Origin of the sequence: Parabacteroides sp. PF5-6, assembly GCF_029504695.1 — a bacterium.
Lineage (GTDB): Bacteria > Bacteroidota > Bacteroidia > Bacteroidales > Tannerellaceae > QVMG01.
Genome location: NZ_JAQFIN010000002.1, coordinates 408,407 through 434,311, shown reverse-complemented (window position 1 = coordinate 434,311; position 25,905 = coordinate 408,407). Strand labels below are relative to the sequence as shown.

Below are 25,905 nucleotides of genomic sequence, written 5' to 3'. Positions count from 1 at the left end.
CTTTTTCTGGCGGGTTTGGAGGGTAAGCACGGTTGACTTTATTTCTTTTTGATATTTTCGGAGGTGCGGATTTAGAACCTGTAGCGGGTTAAATTGTGTTTTTTTTAAGTAAGATAGTTAAAATCGAGGAAGATAGGAGGAGGGAGGAGATGGGGGATAGGAGATAGGAGGGGGAAAGCGCAGGCGCTCACAGATAATTATTGCATAATGAATAAACTATCTGCGAGCGTCTGCGCTTTCTGCGTTGTTCGCGTTCCCTTTATTAGAGGCGAGTATAATTTTGTATTACAATTGAATATCCACTCCGCGGTAGAAGTCGAGGATTTTGGCGCGGAGGATGAAGTTGAATTTGGCCTGGGTCTGTTCGGAGAGGCTGCGGGCGTATTTGGTTTTCGCTTCGTTGTATTCGAAGACGGTGCTTTTGCCTGCGTTGTAGCGTTCTTCCGAGTAGGTGAAGGCTTCCCGGCTGGCTTCGACGGATTTGTCGGAAGCGATGTATTTCTCCTGGGCAGCGGTCGCGTTATGATAGGCTTGCTGGATTTCTTTATACAAGGCTTTCTTGGTGTTCTCCATCATCAACTGACGGTTTTCGATGCCTACCCGGGCGGTGCGCACGCTGTTGCGTACCTGAAAGCGGTTGAAGATCGGGATGCTCAGGCTGAATCCTACCGTTTTGCGTTCGTTTTGCTTGATCTGGTCGCTGAAAGCGGTATTGACGATATCGCCATCGCCGCCACTGTAGCGGTAGTAGCCGTTGCTGTAGCTGGCATTCAGATTGAGCTTGGGGTAATAACCGGCCTGGGCGATGCGGAGCGTTTTCTTCTGGCTCTCGAACAGGTATTCCTGTTCGCGGATCTGGGGTTTGAAGGTGACTGCTTCGTTATAGATCAGGTCGGGCGGCAGGATGCTGCCCATATATTGCACCAAAGCATCTTCCATGACCGGGTTTTCGATATCGAAAGTGGTATTGCCGCGTTCGAGTTCGAGGCTTTGTGCCAGGTCCAACAGGGCGAGGTCGACATTGTTGCGTGCTTCCGTCAGGGTCACTTCATCCGTGGCAACCTGTGCTTTCATATCGTAGAGCTGGGAGAGGGGCACCTTGCCCGCCTGTACCAATGCTTCGGTGCGCTGCACCTGTTCCTGTGACAATTCGACCTGTAACCGGGCGATCTTTTCTATTTCTTTATTATATAATACCTGTATATAATAGGAAGCCACATTGACTGCCAGGTCTTCTTTGGCTTTGTTCAGGTTTTCCGTTGCCGCCTTCAGGTTGAGCTTCTTTGCCGCGATATCATTCGCGATTTGCATGCCGTCGAAGATTGGCATACTCAGTTGCAGGTAAAGAGAGGAGTTGGCGGAATTCCGGTCGACAATCACCCCGTCTTTTGAAGGCGAGCGTCCGAAGTCGAAGTTCTGCCCCAGGTTGGCATTCAGGTCGGGCAGCCAACTGTGACGGCTGGTATGCAGTTCGATATTCCGGGTTTCTTCCGTCTGCTCCCTTTGCTTCAGGTCGATATTGTTTTCCAAGGCATACCGGATGCACTCTTCCAAGGTCCATACCTTTGCCGGCTGCTGTGCCGGTAGGATGGAAGGCACAAGCGCTAATATAAATATGTATAGTAAGTGTTTCATCCTCTTCAATTAATAATTAACAATTAATAATTAACAATTCTACTTCGCTGCCCCACGAATCCGGTCGCTTTCCGTCAGTCCTTCTTTCACTTCGATCTTGATGCCATCCGAGAGTCCCACCTTGATCGGGTGTTTCTCGAAGAGCTGCTCAGGTTTCTCCTGTTTGAGGAGTTGCACAAAGACGGAGTCGCCCTGGAACTCTACCGTGCTTTCCGGCACGGTCAACACATCTTCGGCACGCTTCAATACAATCTCCGCGTTGGCACTGTATCCGGCACGGATAAAGGCATCTTCGGGGATGGTGACGGCGGCTTTGATCTCGAACTGGATCGCACCGTTTTTCTCTACCCCTTTGGGCGACACATATTCGAGCATGGCGTCGAACACACGGCTTTCCATCGCACCGACGGTCAGTTTGATCGGCATGCCTTCGTTGATGCGTCCGATCTCGGTCTCATCCACATTGCCGCGGAAGATCATATCGTTCATATCCGCTACGGTGGCAATGGTCGTGCCGTCGTTGAAGTTGTTCGACTGGATCACGGAGTTACCCACCTTGACCGGCACATCGAGGATCATACCAGTGATGGTGCTTCGGATCTGTGTCGTACTGGCCACTTTGGAGTTGCGGGCAATCCCGTCGCGGATAATCTCCAGGGCGCTCTGGGCGTTGTCGCGTTCTTCTTTCGCCCGGAGGTAATTGGCCTGCGACACTTCGAAGTCTTCGCGGGCAACGATGCCTTGTTTGAATAAGGCTTCATCGCGCTTGAAGGTTTCTTCCACTTGTTTGAGGGAGATCTCCGATACATTCACCCGCGACTCGGCGCTGTTCAACTGTACCATCTCCGGGATCACCTTGATACGCGCGATGATCTCGCCTTCTTTCACCATCTGTCCCGCCTCTTTCAACAACTCGGAGATGATACCCGAGATCTGCGGTTTGATAAGCACTTCGTAGCGCGGTTCGACATTGCCGGTGGCTACCGTTTTGGTGGCTACCGTATCTCTTGCCGGTGTTACAATCTCATATACCGTAATTACCGGTTGCGCTTTCTTCCACAGGAAATAGAAAGTGCCGATTACCGCGCCTCCTACCAATACCAATAGGATGATACGCATGATCTTTTTCCAAATACGATTCTTCATGACTCTTTTTTTTAAATTATGAATTATGAATCCTATTCTCATAATTCATAATTCACAATTCATAATTATTTTAATGTGTTTACTCTTCCCGTATCGCATCGATCGCTTTGATCTGCATGGCACGCCAGGCGGGAATCAAGCCGGCGATCAGTCCGCAGAACAATAATACGACCGTGGCGGCAACCGCCGTCTGGATGCTCACCTCCGGATTCTGAAAGAACGTGCCTTCATCGGATGGCGGCTGGGCGGATAATACCTTATTGACCACATCCAATAGGAATACCCCCAGGCTCAGCCCCATCAGTCCCGCCATGGCTGTCAAGACCAGGCTTTCGCTCATAACCTGCGATATGATATTGAATGGCTTTGCGCCTAAAGCACGGCGTACGCCAATCTCTTTCGTGCGTTCTTTGACCGTTACCATCATGATATTACTCACCCCGATAATACCCGCCAAGAGTGTGCCCAGGCCCACCAGCCACACCAGGATATCAATGCCGGTAAAGAGCATATTGAAGGTCGCAAACTGTGCCGCCAGATTCGCGATGCCGACGGCTTGCGGATCGGTCGGCGCGATCTCGTTCTGTGATTTGAGGATCGCCGTCACCTCGTCGATCACCTCCTGTACCGGGTAGGTCAACTTGATGCTCATGCAGAGGAAATGCAGGATATCGCCCTGGTTGAGCGTCTGTTGCATGGTGCTGAACGGCAGGAATACCGTCTCTTCCGAGCGTCCGCCGATATTGATATTCGACGATTTGGCCTTGATCACACCCACGACCTGGTAGTAGAGCCCATTCACGCGGATATATTTCCCCGTCGGGTCGGCGTTGTGGAAAAGACTTTCGTTCACCTTGTCGCCGATCAGGCATACCTTGCGTTTCTCTTTGATATCGATCTCGTTGAAGAGGCGTCCGTGGAGCAGGTGCTGGCTCTCGATATTGAAATAACCCGGCAATACCCCTTTCACGCCGAACGAGCCGGTGAGTTGTCCGTAGACAATATTCTTATCGCCGCTGTTTCCCCAGATGATCGGAGAGATATCTTCTACGCCGGCGACCTCGCGGCTGATCGTTTCTACGTCGCGGTTGCGCATATTCCAAAAGCGCCCTTTGTTGAAACCCTTATAGGGCTCGCTGGTGCGGTCGGTGTACACGAATATCGAGTTGGTGGCGAACCCGTCGAAGTTCCCCAATATCCCGTTTTTCATGCCGGTACCCGATCCCAATAGGATCACCAGCATCAGGATGCCCCAGAAGACCCCGAAGCAGGTCAATAGGCTCCGTGTCTTATTGCGGGTGATGGTCACCCATATTTCTACCCATCTGTCTAAGTCGAACACTTCTTTAATGATTAATTGTTAATGATTAATTGTTAATTGCTTCGCAAGCGATCTGCAGCTGTTAATCGTTAATTAATAATTAACAATTAGCAATTAACAATTAGTATCTACTCCTGTCTCATCGCCTCTATCGCTGTAATCTTCACTGCTTTGCGGGCAGGGAAGTAACCGGCCAGTACACCGGCGACAATCAATACGCCGGTCGCGGCCAGGGCGATACCCAGGTCGACCGTCGGGTTGCGAAACACCGTCGTGTTCTGTTCCGGATTGGCGCTGCCTCCACTGCCTACACCGGCCATCTCCATGCCGTAATTGATCAATTCGGTCAGCCCAATGCCCGTCACCATACCGATATAACCGAAGACGGCGGTGACCAGTACGGACTCCACAATGATCAAGCGCAGGATCGAGGACGGTTTGGCGCCGATCGCTTTGCGGATGCCAAATTCCTTGGTGCGTTCCCGCACGGTGATCAGCATGATATTGCTCACTCCGACGATGCCGGCCATCAATGTGCCGATACCTACGATCCAGATAAAGAGCGCGATGCCGTTATTCATCCCTTGCCACATGCGGAACTCACTGCCGGTGGTCCACCATCCGATCGCGTTCTTGTCGTCCGGATCAAACTGATGGCGGCGTGCCATCGTCAGGCGGTAACGTTCCATAAAAGCATCTTCCGCCTCCTGCGAGTTGATGCCCCGCAGGGTGAAGCGGATGCGCTGCACCGGATTGTCGTTGGCATACAATAAACGCCCGGTGGTAAACGGGATATACGCCGGTGAGTCCGAACTGTTGTTCTCGTCTTTGTAGATACCGATCACCTGAAACATCAGGTTGCCGATCTTTACGTGGCTGCCGACCGCCTGTACCGAGTCGCGAAAAAGGATCTCGGCGATACGTGGGCTGATCACCACCACCTTGCGTCGCTCCTGGAGGTCGACCTCATTGATAAATCGTCCGTTGCCGGCCAGGACCGGGATATAGATAATCGAAGCGAAATCGGGATAGACCGACTGGATACCTCCGGTGAAATATTCCTGACCGAAAGAAATGGTATCGTTGCGGTAGTTATCGGGCGAGATCCGATCGATTTCGGGATGGAGCTGCTTGAGTGCGTGAACGTCTTCTTCCGTGAAACGAATCCGGCGGTTGGGCAGAAACCCTTTATAGGGCAGGGTGGTATAGCGCGACCAGCAGGTGACGGTGTTCTCCGCCATGTTCCGGAAGTTATGCGCGATCCCGTTGCCCAGGCCGTTGCCTGCCCCCAATAATACGATCAGCATAAAGATACCCCAGGCGACGGAGAATCCGGTCAGGAACGTGCGGAGCTTGTTCTTTTTCATCGTGCTCCATATCTCGCGCAGGCTATCGAAATCAAACATGATGGATTACTTTTTCTATATTTTCTATCACTCCGTCTTTGAGGCGGATAATGCGGTCGGTTACGGCAGCAACCGACGGTTCGTGGGTGACGATGATCATGGTCATGCCTTCATCGTTTACCTTGCGCAAGAGTTCCATCACCTCGACAGTGGTCACCGAGTCGAGCGCCCCGGTGGGTTCGTCGGCGAGGATCACTTCCGGCTGGGCGATCAGGGCGCGGGCAATGGCTACACGCTGTTTCTGTCCGCCGGAGAGCTCGTTGGGCATATGCTCCGCCCAGTCAGCCAACCCCACCATATCGAGGTATTCCATGGCGATGGCATTGCGCTTTTTCCGTTTGATACCCTGGTAGTAGAGGGGAAGGGCGACATTCTCCATGGCATTCTTGAAAGAGATCAGGTTGAACGACTGAAAAATAAAGCCGATCATCTTATTGCGCAATTCGGCGGCTTGGCTCTCGCTCAGGTCGCGGATCAGGTGGCCGCCCAGCGTGTACGCTCCCGTATCGTAGGTATCCAATATACCTAATATATTCAGTAAGGTCGATTTGCCCGAGCCGGAAGCCCCCATGATGGAGACCATTTCCCCTTTCTCTATCTCCAGATCGATGCCTTTCAAAACATGGAGCGGCGCCGCGCTATAATATGTTTTGTTAATATCCTTGAGTTGAATGATCATGCCGTATCGTCGTTTGTTTATATGCTTGTTGTTTGAATTGCTACTTTCTGCCTTTCTCCTTATTAGACGCTTGTCTCTTGAAATTGTTACAATAGGGAGTAATTTTTTTTGCCTGCCCCAAATGTATGGGATTGAATGATACCTTGTATCGCAAGGTACTAATAATTATAGAAAATTAACACGCAAAGGCTGGCCACTCACTCAAAAGTCAGCCCCGGCCGAGAGAATAGCCCTCGCAAATCGCGGGACTATTTCTTCTTTTTCGAAGGAGCATTTATTTGTTGATAACCGTCAACACATTTGTTGACAATTGTCAACAGATCTGTTGATAACTATCAACAAACTTGTTGATAATTATCAACAAGTGAATACTCCCTCGAAAAGACTCAAATACTGTGGCTGTTTCTTCTCTCCGGCTTCAGTCCATTCAAAGAATAGATGAAAGAGATAATGCCCTCGAAACCTTAGCGGAAGAAGCTTTATAAAATCGTTTTCTGCCCTCAAATGTTTTTTATTTCGAAGAAAACCCGTACCTTTGCCAGCCGATTATTATCCAAAATGTACTAAGAGTTTAGTTCTTAGCCTGTTATTGTATCATGTGTCCGAGGCAATAACGATTAAAAGGGCGAAAACTCGATTAACAGATTTATTAATTAATTAAATTAAAAGCAGTGGATACTTTAAGTTTTAAGACCATTTCTGCAAACAAAGCAACTGTAAACAAAGAATGGGTGGTTGTAGACGCAACCGATCAGACTTTGGGACGTCTTTGCTCAAAAGTTGCGAAACTTTTGCGCGGTAAGTACAAACCCAACTTCACCCCGCACGTTGATTGTGGTGATAATGTGATCATTATCAATGCAGAGAAAATCGTTCTGACTGGTAACAAGTGGAACGACCGTGTTTATTTGAGATATACCGGATATCCCGGTGGACAGCGTGAGTTTACTCCCCAGGATCTGATGAACAAGGGAGCCGAACAGTTGTTCCGTAAAGTAGTAAAAGGTATGTTGCCGAAAAACCGTCTGGGTGCGAAGATTCTGAAGAATCTGCACGTATACGAAGGTGCTGAGCATCTGCATGAAGCGCAACAACCGAAAACAATCGATATCAATCAATACAAATAAGCCCTATGGAAGTTGTAAATGCATTAGGAAGACGTAAAGCGGCAGTAGCTCGCGTATATGTCAGCGAAGGTAGCGGTAAAATTACAATCAACAAGCGTGATCTGGAGACTTACTTCCCTTCTACTATCCTTCAGTATGTGGTGAAACAACCGCTGAACAAATTGGATGTAGCTGAAAAGTATGACATCAAGATCAACCTGACCGGTGGTGGTTACAAAGGACAGTCGGAAGCAGCTCGTTTGGCTATTGCTCGCGCATTGGTGAAAATCAACGCCGAAGACAAGCCTGCATTGCGTTCGGAAGGTTTCATGACCCGCGACCCGCGTGAGGTGGAACGGAAGAAACCGGGACAACCGAAAGCACGTAAGAGATTCCAGTTCAGTAAACGTTAATGTTGTTGTTTGTGAGTGTCTTACAAGAGCAAAGCGTTTAGTATCTAAACCGACAGGATTTCCTTTACATGTGGTATGTGGATGAACTACCTGAAGGTTGAACTAACAAAAGAAAGTAAACGATTTTAAAAAAGAAACCATGTCAAGAGTAAATTTTGATCAATTATTAGAAGCGGGTGTTCACTTCGGACACTTAAAAAGAAAGTGGAACCCGGCAATGGCTCCTTATATTTTCATGGAGCGCAATGGTATTCATATCATTGACTTATATAAAACAGTTGCTAAAGTAGATGAAGCTGCAGAAGTAATGAAAAACCTGGCCCGTCAGGGAAAGAAAGTGCTTTTCGTTGCGACTAAGAAACAAGCGAAACAGGTTGTTGCCGACAAGGCTTCTTCCGTAGGTATGCCTTACGTGATTGAACGCTGGCCGGGTGGGATGTTGACCAACTTCCCGACGATCCGTAAAGCCATCAAGAAGATGACGACGATCGACAAGATGACCAAAGACGGTACATTTGATAATCTTTCGAAGAGAGAAAAACTGCAAATCACGCGTCAACGGGCGAAACTGGAAAAGAACTTAGGTTCTATCGTAGACCTGACCCGTCTGCCTTCCGCTTTGTTCGTGATCGACGTGATGAAAGAACATATTGCTGTTCGGGAAGCCAATCGTTTAGGTATTCCTGTCTTTGCGATGGTGGATACCAACTCTGATCCGCACAATATCGACTACGTAATTCCGGCTAACGATGATGCTACGAAATCCGTAGAAGTGATCCTGGGCGCGATTTGCGAAGCGATGCGTGAAGGACTGGAAGAGCGTAAAGCGGAAAAGATCGACACCGAAGGAGCTGAAGAAGCTGCTCCGCGTCGGGAACGCCGCACCCGCGCTGCTGCCAAGAAAGTGCAAACGGAAGACGCTGCCGATGAGGTAGAAGAAACGGAAGAAGAAGTTGTAGAAGCTCCGGTTGTAGACCAAGCGGCTGACGCAACAGAAGAATAATAAATTAAAAAAAAGAAAATATTATGGCTGTAACAATGGCTGATATTTCCCACCTGCGCAAAATGAGCGGTGCCGGAATGATGGATTGTAAGAATGCTTTGACAGAAGCAGAAGGTGATTTCGACAAAGCGATGGAAATCATCCGTAAAAAAGGACAGGCTGTCGCTGCTAAACGTTCAGACCGTGAAGCGGCTGAAGGTTGTGTATTGGCAAGTGATAACGGTGGATTCGCTGCTATCGTGGCGTTGAAATGTGAAACCGACTTCGTGGCTAAAGGTGCTGAATTCATTGCTTTGACCCAGAATATGCTGGATGCGGCAATGGCGAAGAAACCGGCAAGTCTGGAAGATCTGCAGGCTGCTGCCCTGGCGGATGGCCGTGCGATCCAGGATCATATCACCGACCGTATCGGGGTGACCGGCGAAAAGATGGAACTGGGATTCTATGAATTCGTGGAAGGCACTGCTGCTGTTTCTTATATCCATCCGGGAAACAAACTGGCGACTATCGTTGCGTTCAATCAGGAAGTCGACCGTCAGGTGGCTCGTGATATCGCAATGCAGGTGGCTGCTATGAATCCGGTGGCTATCACTCCGGCGGAAGTGGATCCGAAGATCATCGATCAGGAAATGACTATCGCTCGTGAGAAAGCACGTGAGGCAGGCAAACCGGAAAACCTGTTGGATCGTATCGCAGAAGGTGCGATACAGAAATTCTACAAAGAAAACACGTTGCTGCTGCAGGAGTTTGTGAAAGACAACAAACTGACAATCGACCAGTATCTGAAACAACAGAACAAAGAATTGACAGTTACTGCTTTCAAACGTGTCACATTGAATGTAGACTAATTGAGATTAGTATATAATAAGGAAAGGCTGCCCAGGGGGGTGGCCTTTTTTTGTGGGGTCTTATGAGTTCTTAGGAGTTCTTAGGAATTCATAAGAATTCATAAGAGCTCATAGGAACTCATAGGAGCTCATAGGAATTAGTTGATTTCCTTCGAATGCGAAGCATTCACAAAGAGGATATCCCCAATCTCCGGGAAGGCGGTAAAGAATTGCTCGCCATTGTGCTTGATGGTTTCTTCGCGGAAGCCGATTAATGTCAATCCGGCCTGTTTGGAACGTTGCACGATGGCATCGCGGATGGTCTGGTGTTCGGAGAGGATGACGATCTCGATATTGGTCAGCGTGATGGGCAGGCGGCCGTCGTCGATCCGTTTCTTCAATACTCTCTTCAGGTCTTCCGTATCGGTCGAGGTCGAGGTGATGAAGATCTTGATCTGGCTCTTCTTCCAATCGGGATGGGAGATGATGATATAACCCAGGAGGATCATCAGGTTGGTGTTTTTCTCGTCGGTAGCCCGTATCCATACGTGGATATCGTTGCGCGTACGCAAGGGATAGGTGGAGCCGGCGAAGATACAGATATCGAAATTGCCCGCTTTGGTCAGGTTGATATTGTCGATGATGCGTTGGAGTTCCTCCGGATGGGTCTTGTCGTATTCGAACACCACCATATTGTTCTCCATGCCTGAGATCGACGGCGTCTGGATCACCTGCGCGATCGCCGAGGTGTAGGAGGGTGAGATCATCGTATCGATATACAAGGCGCTGTTGTGCTCTTTCTGATTTTCGATAAGCATCCGCAGGATCTCCCGCGACTCGCCATAGGTATGCTTGCTATAATAGCCTTCGATAAAGTGAAAATACATGCCGAACCCATGCTGGTGGCTGATCCATTTCATCAGTTCTAATACCTTATCCCGCTCGAACGAGTTGGGGGAGATGCAGATCGCTGAAGGTCGCCATTCTTCGTTCTCAATCTCTTTCTGGTGTTTCTGCATAAAGACACGCAACCGCCGGTTGAGTTGGAAGAGCGCCCCTTCGAACAGGTCGCCCAAACCTTTCTCGTCCTTATTGTAATGCTCCAGAAAGAGATAGATCGTCGCGATCACCACCATCGCCAGGACCGTGTATAACGAATTGATCCTGAACATCACCCAGATCGCCAAGAGAAAGCCTCCCAGGGAGAAATACCATTTCGAGCGGAACCGCGGTCGGTAGGAGGGAGGCGAGCCGAAGTGGTTCAGGAAAGAGATCAGGCATAAGGCGCCGTAGGTGATCAGGAAAAACATCGAGATGATCTCGGCCACCGTATTGATGTTACCGATCAAGACAAAGACCAGCGCGATCAGGAAAGCCACGATCGTGGCATTGAACGGCTCCCGGTTCTCTCCTTTCCCGCGGGAGAGGAACGCGTTCATGCGGGGGAAAGGGAAATTGCCGTCCGCCGCCAGCGCCTGCAGCGTGCGCGGGGCCACCAGGATAGAACCCAGGGCGGACGAATAGGTACAGGCTGCCAGCCCGAGCGGGATGACAATCGGCCCGTAGACCGCGATGCGCGACATGATCAATTGATCGGCTACCAACTCTTCCGGCGAAGCGGAGACCGCCAGTTTCCATACAATTAATATATAGACAACCAATCCGGTCAGCGTCGCGCCCATCGTGCCCAGGGGAATGGATTTGCCCGGATCTTTCAGGTCGCCGCTCAGTCCTACCCCGGCGGTCATGCCGGTGAAGGCAGGGAAACAAATGGCAAAGACAATGAAAAGCAGGTTCCCGTTGGTGAAACCGAAGTTACTGTTTACGATCGGTTCAGCCACTCCTTCGGCCACTTCGACCGGTGCAATCGGCTGGCCCAGAAAGAAAAGGCCGAGAGCCAGGAAAAGAATGATATTCACCGCATAGAGCATCTTCATGCCCGAGCCGGTCCCTTTCCACAGGATCGAGGCTGCCAGGAAGAGCAGTGTCGGCACACTGACTACCTGCCGGGGCAGTGCAAACCCGAAATGTCCTTCCCACCACTGGAAAAAAGGCACGAAGGCTTCCGCGAACGCGATGATATAGAAAGCAATGCTGATAGCCTGGGAAAAGAAAAGCGTGATACCGATCGTCGAGCCGATCTTCAAACCGAAGGAGCGGGAGATAATGAAATATTCCCCTCCACCTTCCACCCGCGTATTGGTAGCGATCTCCGACAGGGCCAGTGCCGTGGGAATGGTGATCAGATGCCCGAGCAGGATAATCAACAGCGCACCCCAAAAGCCCAGGGTACCTACGGCATAACCGAAACGCAGGAAAAGGATCGCGCCCAGGATGGTCGAGATCGCGGTGAAATAGACCGGGGCAGCCCCAAAGCCCCCTGACCTTGATGTTGTGATCTTCTGCTTTGTCTCCTTCATGATCGATTAGAGTTCCGTCACTTCTCCCATAAAGAAGATGGCGTTCGAGCTGACCTCTTTGATCTGGAAGAGGAACGGACGGTTGACGTGGAAGTCGCAAGGCACGATCGGATCTCCTGAGGCTGTTGTCTCCATGCCGATTACAGTCACGGCCGCCGCTTCCGATCCTTTCTCATTGACGGTGATCGACGCTTTTTGTTTGACAAAAGAGATGACGGTGGGTATCTCGGACATCCTGGAAAAGTCTGCTTTCGTCGGATCGAAAGGCGCTTCCATACCTAATTCTTGCAGGATAAGCTTCAGGTCGGCATCGAAGTCGATCTCAAACTTCGGCAATTGCAGGGAGATCTTTGCGCCGACCCCTCGCAGGTCGGAGGTGTCCCAGTTGAGTTTCTTCTCCAGGTCTTGACTGACTTCTTCGAGCGTAACCCCTTCGTGCGGCAGGATCAGTTGCAAATAGAAAGCGCCGTTGCCATAGGGCAGTTGAATCATGGCAAATTGATCGTTCTGGTAATAGGTGCCGTGTTCTGTCTTGTGCATCATATCGACCTTCGCCGTCTGGCCGTTGGCGTTGGTGAAAACAGCTTCCCGGGTCTCTTCTTTTTCGAAAGGATTCTTCCAGTCGCCCAGGAAATAGAGCGCGTTCATCAGGATCACGACCGTTGCCGGATCGAGTTCATCCAGGATGGTCGGGATCTTGCCGTGGGTCTTCTCCGACGCCCAGTCGTTGATCATTTTCAACACCTCGGGATTGTTGAAATCCTCATTCCGGATCTCCGCTTCGAACGCTTCCTGGTTGACCGTCACAAATTCGGTTCGAACGGGGAAGCCGTTATTGATCCAGATTGAATTGGCGGTTTCGAGTATGACCATCGGGTCGATCGTTGCCGCCGCTTCGAGCATTTTTTTGTAGTAACTGTTGATATCGGCTGCCGTATAGCCTTCGAAGCCCAGCACTTTCTGGATCTCCTCCTGCGTCGTTCCGTACGCCCCGTTGTTCAGCATCGAGAACGCCAGGCTGACGCTGAGCGGCGAAACCACCACATTGGGCGTTTCTTTGGCTTCCTGTACTTTGGCGTATAGATCGTAAGCAAAGGAATTGCCGATAAGGGCCAGTTCCTTTTCGTTTTGTGTCAGTGGGATATCCACACGGATATTGTAGATCGGTTCTTCCGGAGTCTCAGGCTCCGGCACGGGTGTTACGATCTCGGGCAGCGGCGCGTTCGAAGTGCAGGCTGCCAGAAGAAAGAATAGGCATAGGGTAAGACTTAGATTTTTCATTGCAGTGAGAATAAAATATTTATACTTGTTTCAAAGATAGCAATTTTGATTGCTTCTTTCTATATGAATGCAGAAAAGAAGTAAAATGTTGCATGCTGCCCCCTTAATCTTTGAAGAATAGAGGCCGGACAATACTATTTTGTGAAATATGCCGTTGGGTATTGTAGTTTTGCAGCAATTAAAACAGTTGGGTGTGTGAAGAATTTTGGGTGTATACTATTTCTATTCGTGTTGTCGGTTCAGGCTTCGGCACAGATCGATAGCGCCTATATCCGTCCTTACGACAATAAGTTTATGTTTCTGGGTTTTATGACTAAGGATATGCTGATGCTGGTGTCCGAGACGCCCGAAAAGGAATTCTCTTACATGCCTAACAACCCTGTTGAATTGGGGTTGGGCTTCGGTTGGAACAATACGATCCTGTATGCGGCTTATGGTTATGGTTTCGACTTTATGCGGGATAAAGCGCTGGGCAAGACGAAGTCTTTCGATTTCCAATGGCATACCTACGGGCGGAAGTATGCGTTCGACCTGTTTGTGCAGCGCTATAAAGGGTTTTATATGGAAAACGAGAAAGTGAAAACCGACTTTGTCTTGTGTCCCGACCTGCAGGTCCACCAATACGGCGTAAATGCCGAGTATATCTTCAATCACAAGCGCTTCTCTTATAAGGCGGCATTCAATCAGAGCGAACGGCAACTGCGCTCAGCCGGTAGCCTGTTGCTGGGAGGTGGTATCTACCTTTCGGATATCCGTTCCGACAGCTCTTTTGTTTATGGCGAACGCCACGACTTGAAGAATTTCCAGTTCGGCGTAAATATCGGTTATGCCTATACCTGGGTACTGGGCAAACACTGGCATATCACCGGGGCGACCACGGTAGGCATTCACTTCGGCAGCGAGACGATCGGCCGATTCGGCAAAGACCGGTTGGAAGTCTACCCGACGGTCTTGCCCCGTATCGGTGCGGCCTACAACCAGCGCGACTGGGCGTTGGCGTTCTTCTTTGTCGGCAGTATGAACTACTCCAAACTGACCGACGACGATGCCGTCGGTCTCTTTGCCGGTACCTTCCAACTGACTTATTTCAAGCGCATTGCCGATATCCCTTTTCTCTCTTCTCTGCTCTCGCGCCGGTAAGCTGGGAAGGTGTGAAAAAGACGTATTTTTATTCCCCAAAAAAGGCCGCCGGAGTTTTGGAAAAGGCCGTCGGAGTTTTGAAAAAGGCCGGCGGCCTTTTTTTAAAAGCTGCCGGCCTTTTTCAGAAAGCTGTCGGCTATTGAGTCTTTGAGATCTTTTGTCCGGTTTCCAAGACGGTGATTTCGATCACATCGCCTTCTTCCAATGGCCAGTTCAGGTAGAATGTGACCGTCTGCGCATCACTGGCAAAGTAGCGGAAACCTAATTTCTTTCCATTTACCTTTACGGCGAAACTGGTCTGCGCGTTATCCACGGTGATCTTTGCCGCATTATCGAATGTCAGGACCGGCAGGATCGGAGTCTTAAGCGTCAGCTTTCCGGCCACACCGCTTACCGGGTGCAACAACGCCTCCTCTTCCGCCGTCCGCACGGGGCGCTTCACCCCACCAGGGCGAAGGAAAGGATTGAGGAAGCTCTTCGGTTCCGCCGCATCCGGATAATAGAGCACGCCGCCTTTGAAGCCCATATTATTATGGGGGAATTGCGGATTTCCGGAGGGCTTGACCGTGATGTCATAGATCATGGGCGTAGACCAGGATACCCAGTTTATCAATGGATTATGGTAGTCGTTGAAAGCGTCGTCGCGCAGGTTCTCAAACACCGTACAGCCCCAGGCGATCAAGGCATTCTCGCTATCGATCTTCACCGTCTCGCCATTGCCGTAGAGGCCGGAACGCAAGGTCAGGTAGCGGTTCAATTCGGCATCGTGTTGCAGGTATTTCCAGTCGCCCGGCAATACGCGATACATCGGATCGCCGACGCGGTTCTCGTACCACAGCCCCAGGTCGCCGCTCCAGAACAACCGCTTGAGCGCTTCGAAGCCCCAGGGGTCGTAGCGGTAGAACTCCCAGCGGTTGCAGACCGGTGTCCAGGTGCCGTCGTTGGTGCCGTCTTTCGATTCGCGCATCGTGCCGTGCCAGTAGGTCGATCCGGTGGAGACATACTCGTCGCGCATGGACAGGTAAGCGCCGACATTGTTCTCGTCGTAATAGCGGCGGCCGTTCGCATCGCTTCGCGCGGTATTATGCGCCGAAGTGATATGGGCTTCCACCCAGGGGGCATAACTCTCCGGGCGGGTATAACTGTCGATCCCATGGCCTCCTTCGTGGTAAAGCAGAAATTCGTTCTTGTAACGGGTCATACTGTAGTCGCGGGTGATGTTATTCGCCTGGTCCTGGAAGATATTGCCTCCCCAGCCTTCTACGTAGAGTCCCCCGTGGTAGCTCCGCGCCTGCTGGCCCCGGCGCTCGGGATGCTGATTGGCATGCTGCCCTTCGGCGGCGATCAACAGGCCACCGCCCTGGCGGACGGCATAGTCGGCCACCCGCTGTCCGGGACGGTCGAATACCGAAGAGGCAAGCCGTTCAGCTTCGGTAAAGGGTTTGCCGCTGGGCCATTTGTCGTAGGTGGTGTATCGGTTATTGGCAAAGCCCAGGTCGTAATACATCCCGGAGAGGATCATCACCTCTTTGGGCACCTCCGTATCGCCATAGACATAGACACCCGTTAGCGGCGCGCGGTAGACATTGCCGACCCAGGGACGGAAAGCGGCGTCGTACGCCTTATGGGCCGGAAGCAGATTGCCCGCCCAGTCGCGTACCGGCTTGTCGCCCAGATACGTCACCCGGATCAGGCCGTTCATCGCTGCGCCATAGTCGTTTATCGCCTCGTCGATGCCGACGTATTGTCCGAACTCCAATGCCGTAGGACTGACCGCCTGGTCGTCGGCGATCCATCCGCCGGCAGAAACACTGCGCTCCTGAATATCTTCCCGGTTGAATCCACGGAAGCTACGCCCGAATGCCCCCGTCGTAAAGCTGAAGTCCGACTCCCGGGGAAGCTGCAGGGTGATCGCCCGCCACAGGTACCCGCCGGCCATGGTGTGTTCGACCGTGTTCCACGTCTTGCCTTCGTCGGCGCTGTGTTCGATCTTCCAGTTTGCGGAATGATAGAGAGCGCTCATATCTTTTACCTCGCGGTTGAACTTGATCTCAATCTGATTTTCGGCGATCACCCATACATGCTCCACGTCCAAGGCCGGATAGGGACGGGTATCGCTCCGGTAATTATCCACCTGAGTGTGCCAGAACCAGGGCATGGCCGAACGCACGCCGTCGCGTCCGTTGTCGAAGCCCGTACTGTTCTCGCTCGAGAAATATTCCCACTCGCCGAAGATGCCACATAAGGCACGGTACAACGCCGGATCGTAGGCTTTCAACTCCTCGCGGGTGTTCACCGGCCCACCGTCCATTCTCCATTGGCCATCTGCCGATTCGGGAATGAATTCATAAAAAATCATCGTACCGTAAACGAAATAGTCCTCCGCACTTTGCATCATCCGAAAACCCGGATAGCGGTTGGCGCGCCGGGCTTCGCCATAAGCCTCCACGATATGTTTATCATAACGATAATCGTCGGGTGCATTGTACACGCTGATCGGCGTACGCCGGCAACCCAGGGTGGCGCCGTTCGCCGAACCGTCTACCCCCACACGCCAGAACAAGCGGGCAAAGGCTTCGCCCAGGAAAAAGAAATCACTTCGGGCACGCTCCATCGCGCCGGCACTTTGCTGTCGCATCACATCGTCGGCAGTGCCCACGATGATCGGTTTCTCCAAAGTGCCTTCAATCACACGCCGGGTTTTGTAATCCGCCGGATCGAAGAGCTCGCGCCATTCCGGTGCCTCGTAGACCGATTGATCCGAACCGACCAAGCGGATCTTCACTCCATAATCTACGGCATTTTGCGTGATCAGTTCCGCACGGCCGGTCATCCGGTGGATTCCTCCGGCGGCATAATCGATCACGTGTTCGTTGGAATAGGCCACGCCCAGGTACTTATCATTCTCTGCCGCGGTAGCGCATGCCTTGGTGCCGGTCGCCGTCAGTTTGGACTTCGAACCGATATTCATATAATCGTAGAAAGGCACCCATTGGGCGGTAACCGTTTGCTTTCGGAGGCTTATTTTCACGCTGGCCGCGGCCTGTGGACCCAATACAGCCTGTGTATCTTCCCCGGGTGTGCGGGCATTGCCGGTCTTACCCCGCAATGTGCCTACGTTCAAGGGCTCCGCCAAACGGATATTGATTACCGGACGGGTGGCATACGGTCCGAAATCGAAATAAGACAGATAGGTATAGTCCACCTTATTCCCGTCGACCGTCACCGTGAAGGACTTGTACACCTCCTGCGCATTCGCCGGCTTGCGCGCGGAAACAATTTCGATTTCCTGATCCGTAATCAGATGAACGACCGACAAACTAAACTCTTTTTGTGTTTGTTGCACATCCTTTCCCTCATTCCCTTTCACTTGGCAAAAACAGAGAATAAGTGCTGTGCTGAATAGAAGTAGCTTTCTCATGGCATTAAATATATGTATTACACTTATCGAGCAAATGTAAACATAATTCCCCCAAAGACAAATACAAAAGTGGTGTAATTAATGTAATTTTCAATAGACCTTCTTCAGCATATTGGTTTACACACAGGATATTATTATCTTTGTAAAGGAAAAAGAAGAAAGATTATGCCTGAAATCAGTCGCTTCTACGGGATAGTTATCTATATGTATATAAACGAGCACAATCCTCCACATATACATGTATGGTATCAGAATTATAAAGCCGTTATCAATATTGAAAATGGAGTTATACGTGGAACATTCCCACGACGCGCACTGACGCTGGTGTACGAATGGCTCGACTTGCATAAACCGGAATTATTGAATAATTGGGAGAAACTCAGCCGGTTTGAGGCCCCTGATAGAATAGCACCCTTAGAATAGAAAAAACATTATGGATACGCAAGACATCATCACCATTACCCACGCCGATTATGCAGGCGAATATAAAATCAAGGCTACTTTCAGCAATGGCATCGAGAAGGTTATTGATTTTGCCCCCCTTATATCCGATGGTCGCGGATTGTTGGCTAAATTGAAGGATCAAAATTACTTCCGGCAGTTCAGCCTCGACCCTTTTACTATCGAATGGGCAGGAGAGATCGGGTTCGATCCTGAATATCTGTTGCATTTCGGTTCGAAAGAGAAAGAAGAAGATTACCTTCTCGGGCGTTGTATTGTTGCAGAAGAGACTGGCGAGTATGTTACGCGTGAAGAAGTAATGAAAAGCCTTGGACTGTGAATGTTCGATATACCACCCGGCAGTAGGTCTTTTTCATTTTCCACCAAAAACAATGCAAACCAGACGCTTCTATTCCCTTCTTTTTTCGTAGGTTTGTCCAGACTAAATAATTTAATACTTCGAGAACCATGAGAAAGCACGCCATTTTATCCATCGTAGCGGGGATACTCCTGTTATGCCCATCTGTGAATGCGACAAACGAAAGAGACATGAAAACATTACTGAATGCCGACTGGCAATTCCATCTGGGCGAACTGCCCGCACAAGAGATTCCCAAGAAGTTGACTACAAAGGCCGGATTCACCGGAGGAGCCTCTATCCTTACGCGTGCCGAGGGCGTGCGGTTGACGCCTCCGGGCATATTTGCCCAGATCATAGGCGGAGATCCTGAGTTCCTTTATAGTTTTTATAACGTGGTGCCGACCCTTTCCGCGGGTTGGGAGAAGGTTGACCTGCCGCACGACTGGATGTTTCGCCAGCCTTACCAGGCTCCGGCTAACATGCCGGCGGGATTCAATATGGATACCCCGGCAGGCAACGGCTATCTGCCCGATAACGTGGGGTATTACCGCAAACAACTCACCGTGCCCGCCGAGGCCGAAGGGAAAAGGGTCAGTATCGAGTTTGAAGGTGTGATGCACGACTGCGATATCTGGATCAACGGGCATTATATCGGCAATCATTACTCGGGTTATACTGGTTTTGACTTTGATGTGACCGAGTATCTGGAATATGGCTCCGACCAGAACGTGATACTGGTCAAGACCGCCTCGAAAGGCCGCGAAGGTTGGTGGTACGACGGTGCCGGTATCTACCGCAACGTCTGGATGGCCGTTCATGGCACGCTCGGATTCAAGAGAGAGGGTATCTTTGCCAAGATCAATCCGGCAGCCAACCGGACATTCGACCTGGAATTGATCTCCGAACTGATTAATAACTACCCGGAAGACAAATCGTTCACCCTATATTATGAGATACTCGATCCGCAGGGGAAATCCGTAGAGAAAGGCAATAAAGATTTCACGATCCCGGCCTTGGCCGAAGAAAACTTCGCCCACAAGATCCATCTGGACCAGCCCGTCCTCTGGGATCTGGATCAGCCCAACCTGTACACCGCCCAGGTGCGCATCGTATGCGACGGAACGACGGAAGAGGAGATGCAGACCCGCTTCGGCCTGCGTACGATCGAGTACACCCAGGAGGGCTTGTTCCTGAACGGGCGCTGGGTCGAACTGAAAGGTGTCTGTGAGCACCAGGATTTCGCCGGTGTAGGCATTGCTCTGACCGAAGACATTATGGAGTATAAGGTGAAGCGCCTGAAAGATATGGGTGTCAACGCCTATCGCTCGTCACACCACCCCGCCACCCGCGCGTTTCTGGACATTTGCGACCGCGAAGGCATTCTGGTGTTGAATGAGAACCGGAACTTTATGGTCAACCCCGTCACCCTTGCCGACCTACGCGACCTGGTGGTCTCCAGCCGCAACCACCCTTCGGTCTTTATGTACTGCCTGGAAAACGAAGAGATGATCACGCCCACCAAACAAGGCAAAGCGATCCTGAGACGAATCAAGGACCTGGTCAAACACATGGATCCGACGCGCATGATTACCATGGCGGGCATGGCTGCCAAGGAAGATCCGGAATATGTGACCATCCCCGATGTCGCCGGCTTCAACTATGACGATCAGGATGCCGCTATGCACGTGCGCAATATCCCCGGTATCCGGGTGATGGGCACGGAAGATGCCAGCTTCCTGTCGACGCGCGGCGTCTACATCGACGATCTGAAGCAAGGCTGGTGCTCGGCTTACGACAGCGGATCGTATATGTGGGCCATCATGGCGAAAGATGAAGAGAAAGATGTCGACAAAGGCACCTTCGGCGGCATGACCAGCCACGGCTCATTGGAATATGCCTGGAAGCACAACCGGGTCGACGTGCCCCAGCTGGGTGGTCTCTTCCTCTGGACGGCTTTCGACTACCGCGGCGAGCCTTCGCCTACGTACTGGCCACAGATCGGTGCCAACTTCGGGGCGATGGATATGTGCGGCTTTGAAAAAGATGCGTTCTACTACTGGAAAGGCGTCTGGAGCGATGAGCCTCTGGCGCATGTCCTGCCCTATTGGACGTTCCCCGGTAAAGAGGGACAAAAGATCAAGGTAGAGACCTACAGCAACTGCGAAGAAGTGGAGCTTTTCGTCAATAACGTTTCCCAGGGCAAGAAGAAAAACAACCGGGGCGACATCGGCAAATGGGAAGTAATCTATCAGCCGGGAGAAATCAAGTTGGTCGCCTACAACCGGGGCAAAGCGGTAGCCGAATCGGTCCGCAAGACCTTCGGAACGATCGCCGAACTGCGGTTGGAGACCGTTTGGCAGGGCAAAGAAATGACATTGGTCAAGGTCGCTGCCTACGATAAGAACGGCCTGTTGTGTGAGAACTGCAACGAAGAGGTGAAGTTCACGGTGACCGGCGGCGAGTTTGTCGGCGTAGCCAACGGTAACCCATCGAGCCATGAACCTGATTACCTGCCGCAGCGCAAGCTATTCAACGGACTGGCAATGATCATCATCCGTCACGACGCGCAAGGCAAAGCCGGCGTGACCGCCACGATCGACAATCGCTTCGAAGCGGTCCTGCGCTAGAAGGATCAAATGACTTTGTCAGGTAGTGAAAGGCGGGTTTAGAGTCAGATCCCGGATGGACAGGTTTGAGCCAATATACGGTTCACCTCTTCTTCCGTGACACTGAACTCTTTTCCGGCCTTTACTTTTTTCATAACAAGTAGGCCGGTCTCGCGGGCGCTATCCTCATTAGGGAAAGACCGGTTGGACGATAGGGCGGGGATAGTGGGTTGATAGATCAGGACTTTCGAATCGACCCGTATCTGATAGCCCCACCCGTCGGCGGTCTCGAACACTTCCAATTCCGCCCGCTTCGGGGGTGGGGTGGTGCGGTAGTAGATCAGGGAAAAAGAAAACAGGGACAGTACGAACAGTATGCCCCATTTCTTTCTTCCGGATTTAATATTCATCATCGTCATATTCATAAGGCTTGAGTTCCCAAACATCATCAAAGCAGGAGGTTCCGCTTCGCCCGGTCACCACAAAACCTCTTTCTCCCGTAGAGAAACTGACGGCTTCCGTCCGCGCTGATCCTTTGAAAGCCCGCACATGATCCCAGAGGTCGAGATTCGGGTAGTATTTCCAGACGTTGCTTCGGAGCGATCCCACATCGCCGCAGCAGTAATAGGCTACATCGTCGATCACGAACGTATTGCCGTATTTCCGGGCGATATCGTATTCGTCGTCATAGTCCTCGTCCGAATCATCTTTTATCTCGCGCAATTCGGTCCAGCTGTCGGCCTGAGCATCGTATTTCCAGAAGTCGGTGACATACGATCCGTTATTCTCGCCGCCTACCACATAGGCGATATCGTTGATCACGAAGCTATTTGCACCCATGCGTTTGGAGCCTCCGATGCTGACGATCTGTGTCCAACTATCCGCCGAGGGGTTGTAGGCATAGAAGTCCTTGAGGTAATTGCCGTCATATCCGCCTCCCATAAAGCCTTTTCCTCCAACCGTAAAAGAGACGGAACCGTAACGTCCGGAGCCCGGGAAACTGGCTTTTTGTGTCCAGTTGTTCGTCGCCGGATCGTATTCCCAGAAGTCATTATAATAGGTCGAGCTATAGTAGCCGGTACCATAATACCCTTTGTCGTTGATGGTGAAAGCATCTGCCGAATGCCGTGCTTCGCCGGGGAAATGGGCTTTCTGCGTCCAGGCGTCGCGGTCGATATCGTATGCCCATACGTCGGTCAAGGGGTTTGTTCCGTCGTATCCCCCGACTACATATCCTTTGTTGCCGATCGTGAATCCGGATGCGCTCCGGCGGGCCTTACCATCGAAATCCGACCTCTTATGCCATTTCCCATCATACTCATCATCTTCATCACTACAGGAACAGATGACCAACGGGAGTGACAAAAATAAAGACAAATACCATTTTTTACCTTTCATAATTTACAATCATTTTTGCCGCAAAAGAACAGGTGCCGGACTTCTCCTGCAAATCTAATCGCTCAATGGAGACTTCCGGTCGGTGAAACCGTCGCTTATCGAGGTAAGGCTCTGATACTCTACCGGAAGATGTTCTTACCCTGTTTTCTTTGCCTTTCAACGACCTAAACCGGGTGTTGGCAGTTTGTTTTTGCCGGGACAGAATGGAATTTATTCTTTTGCCCAAAAATAAAAATCGATGAATAAATCTTTTTCTTTATTCCTAATGTCGGTTATCCTCTGTTTGATTTGCTCCTGCTACGACACAGAAAATAACTATGGCGATCATCTGGTCGACTCCGTTTTTCGTAATGTCACGACGGATACCAGTACGGTATTGGTCTCTACCATGCGGATCGACTCGCTCGAGACATCCGGCCAGTCTATCCTCTTATTGGGAGAATATACCCATGCGTTATGGGGCACCACCCTTGCACAGAGTTATATCGCTTACGAATGTCCTTCCTATGGGACGGATGCCGAATCCACGGTGGCATTGGATTCGCTGGTGTTGACCCTTTCGCACAGCGGTTACTTCCTGGGTGATACAACCAAAGCTTTGCGTTTCAATGTGCATCTGTTGACTGAGAAGGTAGTCTTGCATGATAATGGCTACTTGTACAATAAAGATAAGTTCAGCTATGATCCGGAGCCCATCGGCTCGTATGAATATAAACCGGAACCGGGTGACACCTCCCGTTTTGAGATTCGCCTGTCTGACACACTGGGGGAAGACCTGCTCACCCGGTTCCATGCCCGCGACCCGTTCGTGACCGAAACCGATTGGTTTGAAGACTATTTCCGGGGCATCACCCTGATACCGGAAACCGGCTCTAACCATTCCATCATCGCGTATGCGGTCAGAGATACATTTGCGACCCTGACCTTGCGCTACCATGAGATGGATGCGTTTGAGACGGCACATGAACTGATGTTTACGCCCAAGACCAGTACGCAATTCAATCACCTGGAGCAGGATTACAGCCAAACCCCATTGGACCCTTCCCAGACAGTGATCCCTTCGGAGGATATGGAAAACAAAGGACTTCTTATGGCAGGCATAGGCTGGTACACTACGCTTGAGTTTCCGCATTTGAACGAGATTCTGCAAATGGGTGAGCGGGTCGATATACAGCAGGCCATCCTGCAAGTCTATCCCGACTTCGATACCTATGGGGGATACAATCTGCTTCCGGACAGTACCTATCTTTATATCGCCGATGAGAACAATGTGGTGACCGATGCCGTAAAGGATTACCTGGGTGAAGAAGTACAGTCGGGCACCCTGGTGGAAGACGAGCTCTTTTGGGAGAATACCTGTTATTATTTTGATGTGACCAGTTTCATGCAAGACGAGCTCGGCACGCTGGGGCAAAATAAACATAAGCTGCAACTGGTTTTCGATGCGACCGACTATACCTCGACAGTCAAAAACCTGACGATATATGATCAGAAGGGAAAGAAGCCTATTGTTTTACAACTTACTTATTCGATCTATGAAACATATTAAATCCGTATGTTGTCTTTTATCAGGAATGGCTCTTTCCGTATCGGCTCAGAACGTGATGACCTCTTCGCCCTACTCTATGTTTGGCGTGGGGGAGATCAGTCAGGGACTGAATGGGCAGAATGTGGGTATGGGCGGAGTCTCCTACGGGATGCGGGGTCTTTCATTGATCAATATCGATAATCCGGCGGGGCTGACCGGTATGGATAGTTGCAAATTGATGATGGATATCTCCGTCTTTGCCCGGAATGAGAATTACCGTTCGAAAGGGGATAAGAACAATGCTTTTACCGGCAACTTCTCGGGCCTTGTACTCGGCGGGCGCATCATGAGGCCCTGGTATCTGGCTGTAGGTATTACGCCGTATAGTTCGGTGGGTTATTACTTTAAGAGCGACCAGGCATTGGAGGGAACTGCCGGAGAGACCGTCAGCAGTACGTTTGAAGGGAGCGGAGGCTTGTCGAAAGCAAGCCTTTCGAATGCGCTCTTATTGCCTTTCAATCTCTCCATCGGGGCAAACGTACATTATCTGTTTGGCTCTATCACGCAGAAAGAAACCCAATCCAGTATCTACTATCAACAGGATTTGGATGCGCGGACTTTTTATGCCGACTTCGGTTTGCAGTATCACCGGCTGTTGGGGAAACATACCCACCTGTCGTTGGGAACAGTCTACGGCATGAAGCAAAAGTTGTCGTTCAACCGGACGACAACCATTACCTCGTCGTCGGGCACGTCGCAAGAGAAAGAGCGAAGCATCACACAGTATGTGCCCATGTACCTGGGCGGTGGTCTGTCGCTGCAACATCGTACCCTGACTTACGCCCTGGACTATACTTTCCGCCAATACAGTGTGGTCGGTTCGGATAACGGAACGGTCAAGTTTAAGGATACGCACGAGCTGCGCACCGGGATCTGTTATTTCCCTTCCGCTATTGAGACCTACTCCCGGTCGTATGTGCAAAAGATGCATTATAAACTCGGATTCAATCTCTCTACCCCTTATATGCAGATCAGCGGAAAGTCGGGATTGAACTGGCGGGTGAGTGCCGGATTGGCCTTCCCGGTCATGAACGGACTACTCAATACGGCATTCTACTATGAACATACACAATATTCCGGAAATGCTTTTCAACGGAGTGTGATCGGGATGACCCTCTCTTTCTCTATCGAAGAGCATTTCCGCAAGATAAAGCTTTAATCTTGTAACATCAATTTCCCCATCAACGAGGAGAAATAAGAATCACTGATCGGCAATAAAGCCCCACCGATACGTATGCGTTTCTTCTCAATGTAATTGATTTTTGAGATGGCCACGATATACGACCGGTGTACCCTGCAAAAATCATCCCCGCACAGGATCTCTTCAAATTTCCGCAGACTCACCTGCGACAGGAGCGCTCTCCCCTCGGCACGGTGTATCTTTACATAATCTCCATACCCTTCCAGGTAAAGGATCTCTTCTCTGCGGATGGAGATAATCTTACCTCCGTCTTTCACAAAAAGCACTTGTTCGTTCGTGCCTTTGTTGAGCACTTCACTCACCTCTGCCAATGTCCTGTCCAACTTCTCAAAATAACCGGCCAGGGAATTCAACATCACAGCATCTTCTCTTAAACTGATACTTCTCAACATACTCTGAATTATTTTTTTTGATTACAGTACAAAAGAGCTGATTTATTCTGCATAAAAACGTTAACTCCCGGTCAAAAGTCAACATTCGGGGTTGAAACGCCCTATCGAAACGGCGAAATG

Annotated in this window: 22 protein-coding genes; 11 read left to right on the top strand and 11 right to left on the bottom strand. The window is 50.7% G+C overall.

The features are described 5' to 3' along the window. Positions 1-285 precede the first annotated feature (285 nt). The 5 genes from M2133_RS03915 to M2133_RS03895 all read right to left on the bottom strand — a co-directional run bounded on the left by M2133_RS03915 (position 286) and on the right by M2133_RS03895 (position 6,187). The gene (locus M2133_RS03915; RefSeq protein ID WP_277464656.1) at positions 286-1,635 is read right to left on the bottom strand and encodes a TolC family protein; all 1,350 of its coding nucleotides are present in this window, start codon (positions 1,633-1,635) and stop codon (positions 286-288) included. Positions 1,636-1,674: 39 nt separating this feature from the next. Next, positions 1,675-2,781, bottom strand: a complete 1,107-nt coding sequence (locus tag M2133_RS03910; RefSeq protein WP_277464655.1) for an efflux RND transporter periplasmic adaptor subunit — start codon at positions 2,779-2,781, stop codon at positions 1,675-1,677. Positions 2,782-2,860: 79 nt separating this feature from the next. After that, on the bottom strand, positions 2,861-4,123 hold the full coding sequence (locus M2133_RS03905; RefSeq protein WP_277464654.1) for an ABC transporter permease: 1,263 nt from the start codon (positions 4,121-4,123) through the stop codon (positions 2,861-2,863). 107 nt (positions 4,124-4,230) lie between these two features. Beyond that, on the bottom strand, positions 4,231-5,508 hold the full coding sequence (locus M2133_RS03900; RefSeq protein WP_277464653.1) for an ABC transporter permease: 1,278 nt from the start codon (positions 5,506-5,508) through the stop codon (positions 4,231-4,233). After that, positions 5,501-6,187: an ABC transporter ATP-binding protein gene (locus M2133_RS03895; protein WP_277464652.1), complete on the bottom strand. Its 687-nt coding sequence runs from the start codon at positions 6,185-6,187 to the stop codon at positions 5,501-5,503. The genes M2133_RS03900 and M2133_RS03895 overlap by 8 nt, the downstream gene beginning before the upstream one ends. A 671-nt stretch (positions 6,188-6,858) precedes the next feature. On the opposite strand from M2133_RS03895, the gene rplM reads away from it, so the two are divergent. The 4 genes from rplM (at position 6,859) to tsf (ending at position 9,557) form a co-directional block, all read left to right on the top strand. Beyond that, a complete protein-coding gene (rplM, locus tag M2133_RS03890) occupies positions 6,859-7,314 on the top strand; it encodes a 50S ribosomal protein L13 (protein ID WP_277464651.1) in 456 nt (151 codons plus the stop codon). Between the two features lie 5 nt (positions 7,315-7,319). Then, on the top strand, positions 7,320-7,706 hold the full coding sequence (rpsI, locus tag M2133_RS03885) for a 30S ribosomal protein S9 (protein ID WP_277464650.1): 387 nt from the start codon (positions 7,320-7,322) through the stop codon (positions 7,704-7,706). Between the two features lie 139 nt (positions 7,707-7,845). Further along, positions 7,846-8,709, top strand: coding sequence for a 30S ribosomal protein S2 (gene rpsB, locus M2133_RS03880; RefSeq protein ID WP_277464649.1), 864 nt, complete (start codon positions 7,846-7,848; stop codon positions 8,707-8,709). A gap of 23 nt (positions 8,710-8,732) precedes the next feature. Then, on the top strand, positions 8,733-9,557 hold the full coding sequence (gene tsf / locus M2133_RS03875) for a translation elongation factor Ts (protein ID WP_277464648.1): 825 nt from the start codon (positions 8,733-8,735) through the stop codon (positions 9,555-9,557). Positions 9,558-9,694: 137 nt separating this feature from the next. On the opposite strand, the gene M2133_RS03870 is transcribed toward tsf, so the two are convergent. Both M2133_RS03870 and M2133_RS03865 read right to left on the bottom strand, forming a co-directional pair. Further along, entirely contained in the window at positions 9,695-11,956 is a 2,262-nt protein-coding gene (locus M2133_RS03870; protein WP_277464647.1) for an amino acid permease, read from the bottom strand. Positions 11,957-11,962: 6 nt separating this feature from the next. Then, on the bottom strand, positions 11,963-13,237 hold the full coding sequence (locus M2133_RS03865) for a serpin family protein (protein WP_277464646.1): 1,275 nt from the start codon (positions 13,235-13,237) through the stop codon (positions 11,963-11,965). 195 nt (positions 13,238-13,432) lie between these two features. On the opposite strand from M2133_RS03865, the gene M2133_RS03860 reads away from it, so the two are divergent. Together M2133_RS03860 and M2133_RS03855 are read left to right on the top strand one after the other, a co-directional pair. Continuing rightward, a complete protein-coding gene (locus M2133_RS03860) occupies positions 13,433-14,377 on the top strand; it encodes a DUF4421 family protein (RefSeq protein ID WP_277464645.1) in 945 nt (314 codons plus the stop codon). An 11-nt stretch (positions 14,378-14,388) separates the two neighbouring features. Then, positions 14,389-14,520, top strand: a complete 132-nt coding sequence (locus tag M2133_RS03855) for a hypothetical protein (RefSeq protein WP_277464644.1) — start codon at positions 14,389-14,391, stop codon at positions 14,518-14,520. Here M2133_RS03855 and M2133_RS03850 read toward each other — a convergent pair. Beyond that, the gene (locus M2133_RS03850) at positions 14,514-17,723 is read right to left on the bottom strand and encodes a hypothetical protein (RefSeq protein ID WP_277464643.1); all 3,210 of its coding nucleotides are present in this window, start codon (positions 17,721-17,723) and stop codon (positions 14,514-14,516) included. The genes M2133_RS03855 and M2133_RS03850 overlap by 7 nt on opposite strands. A 240-nt stretch (positions 17,724-17,963) precedes the next feature. Between M2133_RS03850 and M2133_RS03845 the strand changes: the two genes are divergently transcribed. The 3 genes from M2133_RS03845 (at position 17,964) to M2133_RS03835 (ending at position 21,227) form a co-directional block, all read left to right on the top strand. Then, positions 17,964-18,221, top strand: a complete 258-nt coding sequence (locus M2133_RS03845; protein WP_277464642.1) for a DUF4160 domain-containing protein — start codon at positions 17,964-17,966, stop codon at positions 18,219-18,221. Positions 18,222-18,231: 10 nt separating this feature from the next. Then, positions 18,232-18,579 carry a DUF2442 domain-containing protein gene (locus tag M2133_RS03840; RefSeq protein ID WP_277464641.1) on the top strand — a complete coding sequence of 116 codons (348 nt, stop codon included), beginning with the start codon at positions 18,232-18,234 and terminating at the stop codon, positions 18,577-18,579. 209 nt (positions 18,580-18,788) lie between these two features. Beyond that, positions 18,789-21,227, top strand: a complete 2,439-nt coding sequence (locus tag M2133_RS03835; protein ID WP_277464640.1) for a glycoside hydrolase family 2 TIM barrel-domain containing protein — start codon at positions 18,789-18,791, stop codon at positions 21,225-21,227. A gap of 44 nt (positions 21,228-21,271) precedes the next feature. Here the strand turns inward: M2133_RS03835 and M2133_RS03830 are convergent, their stop codons facing one another. After that, positions 21,272-21,619 (bottom strand): DUF4907 domain-containing protein, encoded by a 348-nt coding sequence (locus M2133_RS03830; protein ID WP_277464639.1) that lies wholly within the window; start codon positions 21,617-21,619, stop codon positions 21,272-21,274. Beyond that, positions 21,606-22,604, bottom strand: coding sequence for a kelch repeat-containing protein (locus tag M2133_RS03825; RefSeq protein WP_277464638.1), 999 nt, complete (start codon positions 22,602-22,604; stop codon positions 21,606-21,608). The genes M2133_RS03830 and M2133_RS03825 overlap by 14 nt, the downstream gene beginning before the upstream one ends. Positions 22,605-22,842: 238 nt before the next feature. Here M2133_RS03825 and M2133_RS03820 point away from each other — a divergent pair, with 238 nt between their 5' ends. Then, positions 22,843-24,153 carry a DUF4270 family protein gene (locus M2133_RS03820; RefSeq protein WP_277464637.1) on the top strand — a complete coding sequence of 437 codons (1,311 nt, stop codon included), beginning with the start codon at positions 22,843-22,845 and terminating at the stop codon, positions 24,151-24,153. Next, positions 24,140-25,351: a hypothetical protein gene (locus M2133_RS03815; RefSeq protein ID WP_277464636.1), complete on the top strand. Its 1,212-nt coding sequence runs from the start codon at positions 24,140-24,142 to the stop codon at positions 25,349-25,351. Before M2133_RS03820 ends, M2133_RS03815 begins: the two co-directional genes overlap by 14 nt. On the opposite strand, the gene M2133_RS03810 is transcribed toward M2133_RS03815, so the two are convergent. Further along, on the bottom strand, positions 25,348-25,785 hold the full coding sequence (locus M2133_RS03810) for a LytTR family DNA-binding domain-containing protein (protein WP_277464635.1): 438 nt from the start codon (positions 25,783-25,785) through the stop codon (positions 25,348-25,350). The genes M2133_RS03815 and M2133_RS03810 overlap by 4 nt on opposite strands. Between the last annotated feature and the right edge of the window lie 120 nt (positions 25,786-25,905).

Excerpts from the sequence above, each read along its gene's own strand:
- rpsB (WP_277464649.1), top strand. The coding sequence starts at position 7,846 with ATGTCAAGAGTAAATTTTGATCAATTATTAGAAGCGGGTGTTCACTTC.
- M2133_RS03915 (WP_277464656.1), bottom strand. The coding sequence starts at position 1,635 with ATGAAACACTTACTATACATATTTATATTAGCGCTTGTGCCTTCCATC.
- M2133_RS03870 (WP_277464647.1), bottom strand. The coding sequence starts at position 11,956 with ATGAAGGAGACAAAGCAGAAGATCACAACATCAAGGTCAGGGGGCTTT.
- M2133_RS03910 (WP_277464655.1), bottom strand. The coding sequence starts at position 2,781 with ATGAAGAATCGTATTTGGAAAAAGATCATGCGTATCATCCTATTGGTA.
- M2133_RS03845 (WP_277464642.1), top strand. The coding sequence starts at position 17,964 with ATGCCTGAAATCAGTCGCTTCTACGGGATAGTTATCTATATGTATATA.
- M2133_RS03825 (WP_277464638.1), bottom strand. The coding sequence starts at position 22,604 with ATGAAAGGTAAAAAATGGTATTTGTCTTTATTTTTGTCACTCCCGTTG.
- M2133_RS03900 (WP_277464653.1), bottom strand. The coding sequence starts at position 5,508 with ATGTTTGATTTCGATAGCCTGCGCGAGATATGGAGCACGATGAAAAAG.
- M2133_RS03865 (WP_277464646.1), bottom strand. The coding sequence starts at position 13,237 with ATGAAAAATCTAAGTCTTACCCTATGCCTATTCTTTCTTCTGGCAGCC.
- tsf (WP_277464648.1), top strand. The coding sequence starts at position 8,733 with ATGGCTGTAACAATGGCTGATATTTCCCACCTGCGCAAAATGAGCGGT.
- M2133_RS03830 (WP_277464639.1), bottom strand. The coding sequence starts at position 21,619 with ATGATGAATATTAAATCCGGAAGAAAGAAATGGGGCATACTGTTCGTA.
- M2133_RS03895 (WP_277464652.1), bottom strand. The coding sequence starts at position 6,187 with ATGATCATTCAACTCAAGGATATTAACAAAACATATTATAGCGCGGCG.
- rpsI (WP_277464650.1), top strand. The coding sequence starts at position 7,320 with ATGGAAGTTGTAAATGCATTAGGAAGACGTAAAGCGGCAGTAGCTCGC.
- M2133_RS03810 (WP_277464635.1), bottom strand. The coding sequence starts at position 25,785 with ATGTTGAGAAGTATCAGTTTAAGAGAAGATGCTGTGATGTTGAATTCC.
- M2133_RS03815 (WP_277464636.1), top strand. The coding sequence starts at position 24,140 with ATGAAACATATTAAATCCGTATGTTGTCTTTTATCAGGAATGGCTCTT.
- M2133_RS03820 (WP_277464637.1), top strand. The coding sequence starts at position 22,843 with ATGAATAAATCTTTTTCTTTATTCCTAATGTCGGTTATCCTCTGTTTG.
- M2133_RS03840 (WP_277464641.1), top strand. The coding sequence starts at position 18,232 with ATGGATACGCAAGACATCATCACCATTACCCACGCCGATTATGCAGGC.
- M2133_RS03835 (WP_277464640.1), top strand. The coding sequence starts at position 18,789 with ATGAAAACATTACTGAATGCCGACTGGCAATTCCATCTGGGCGAACTG.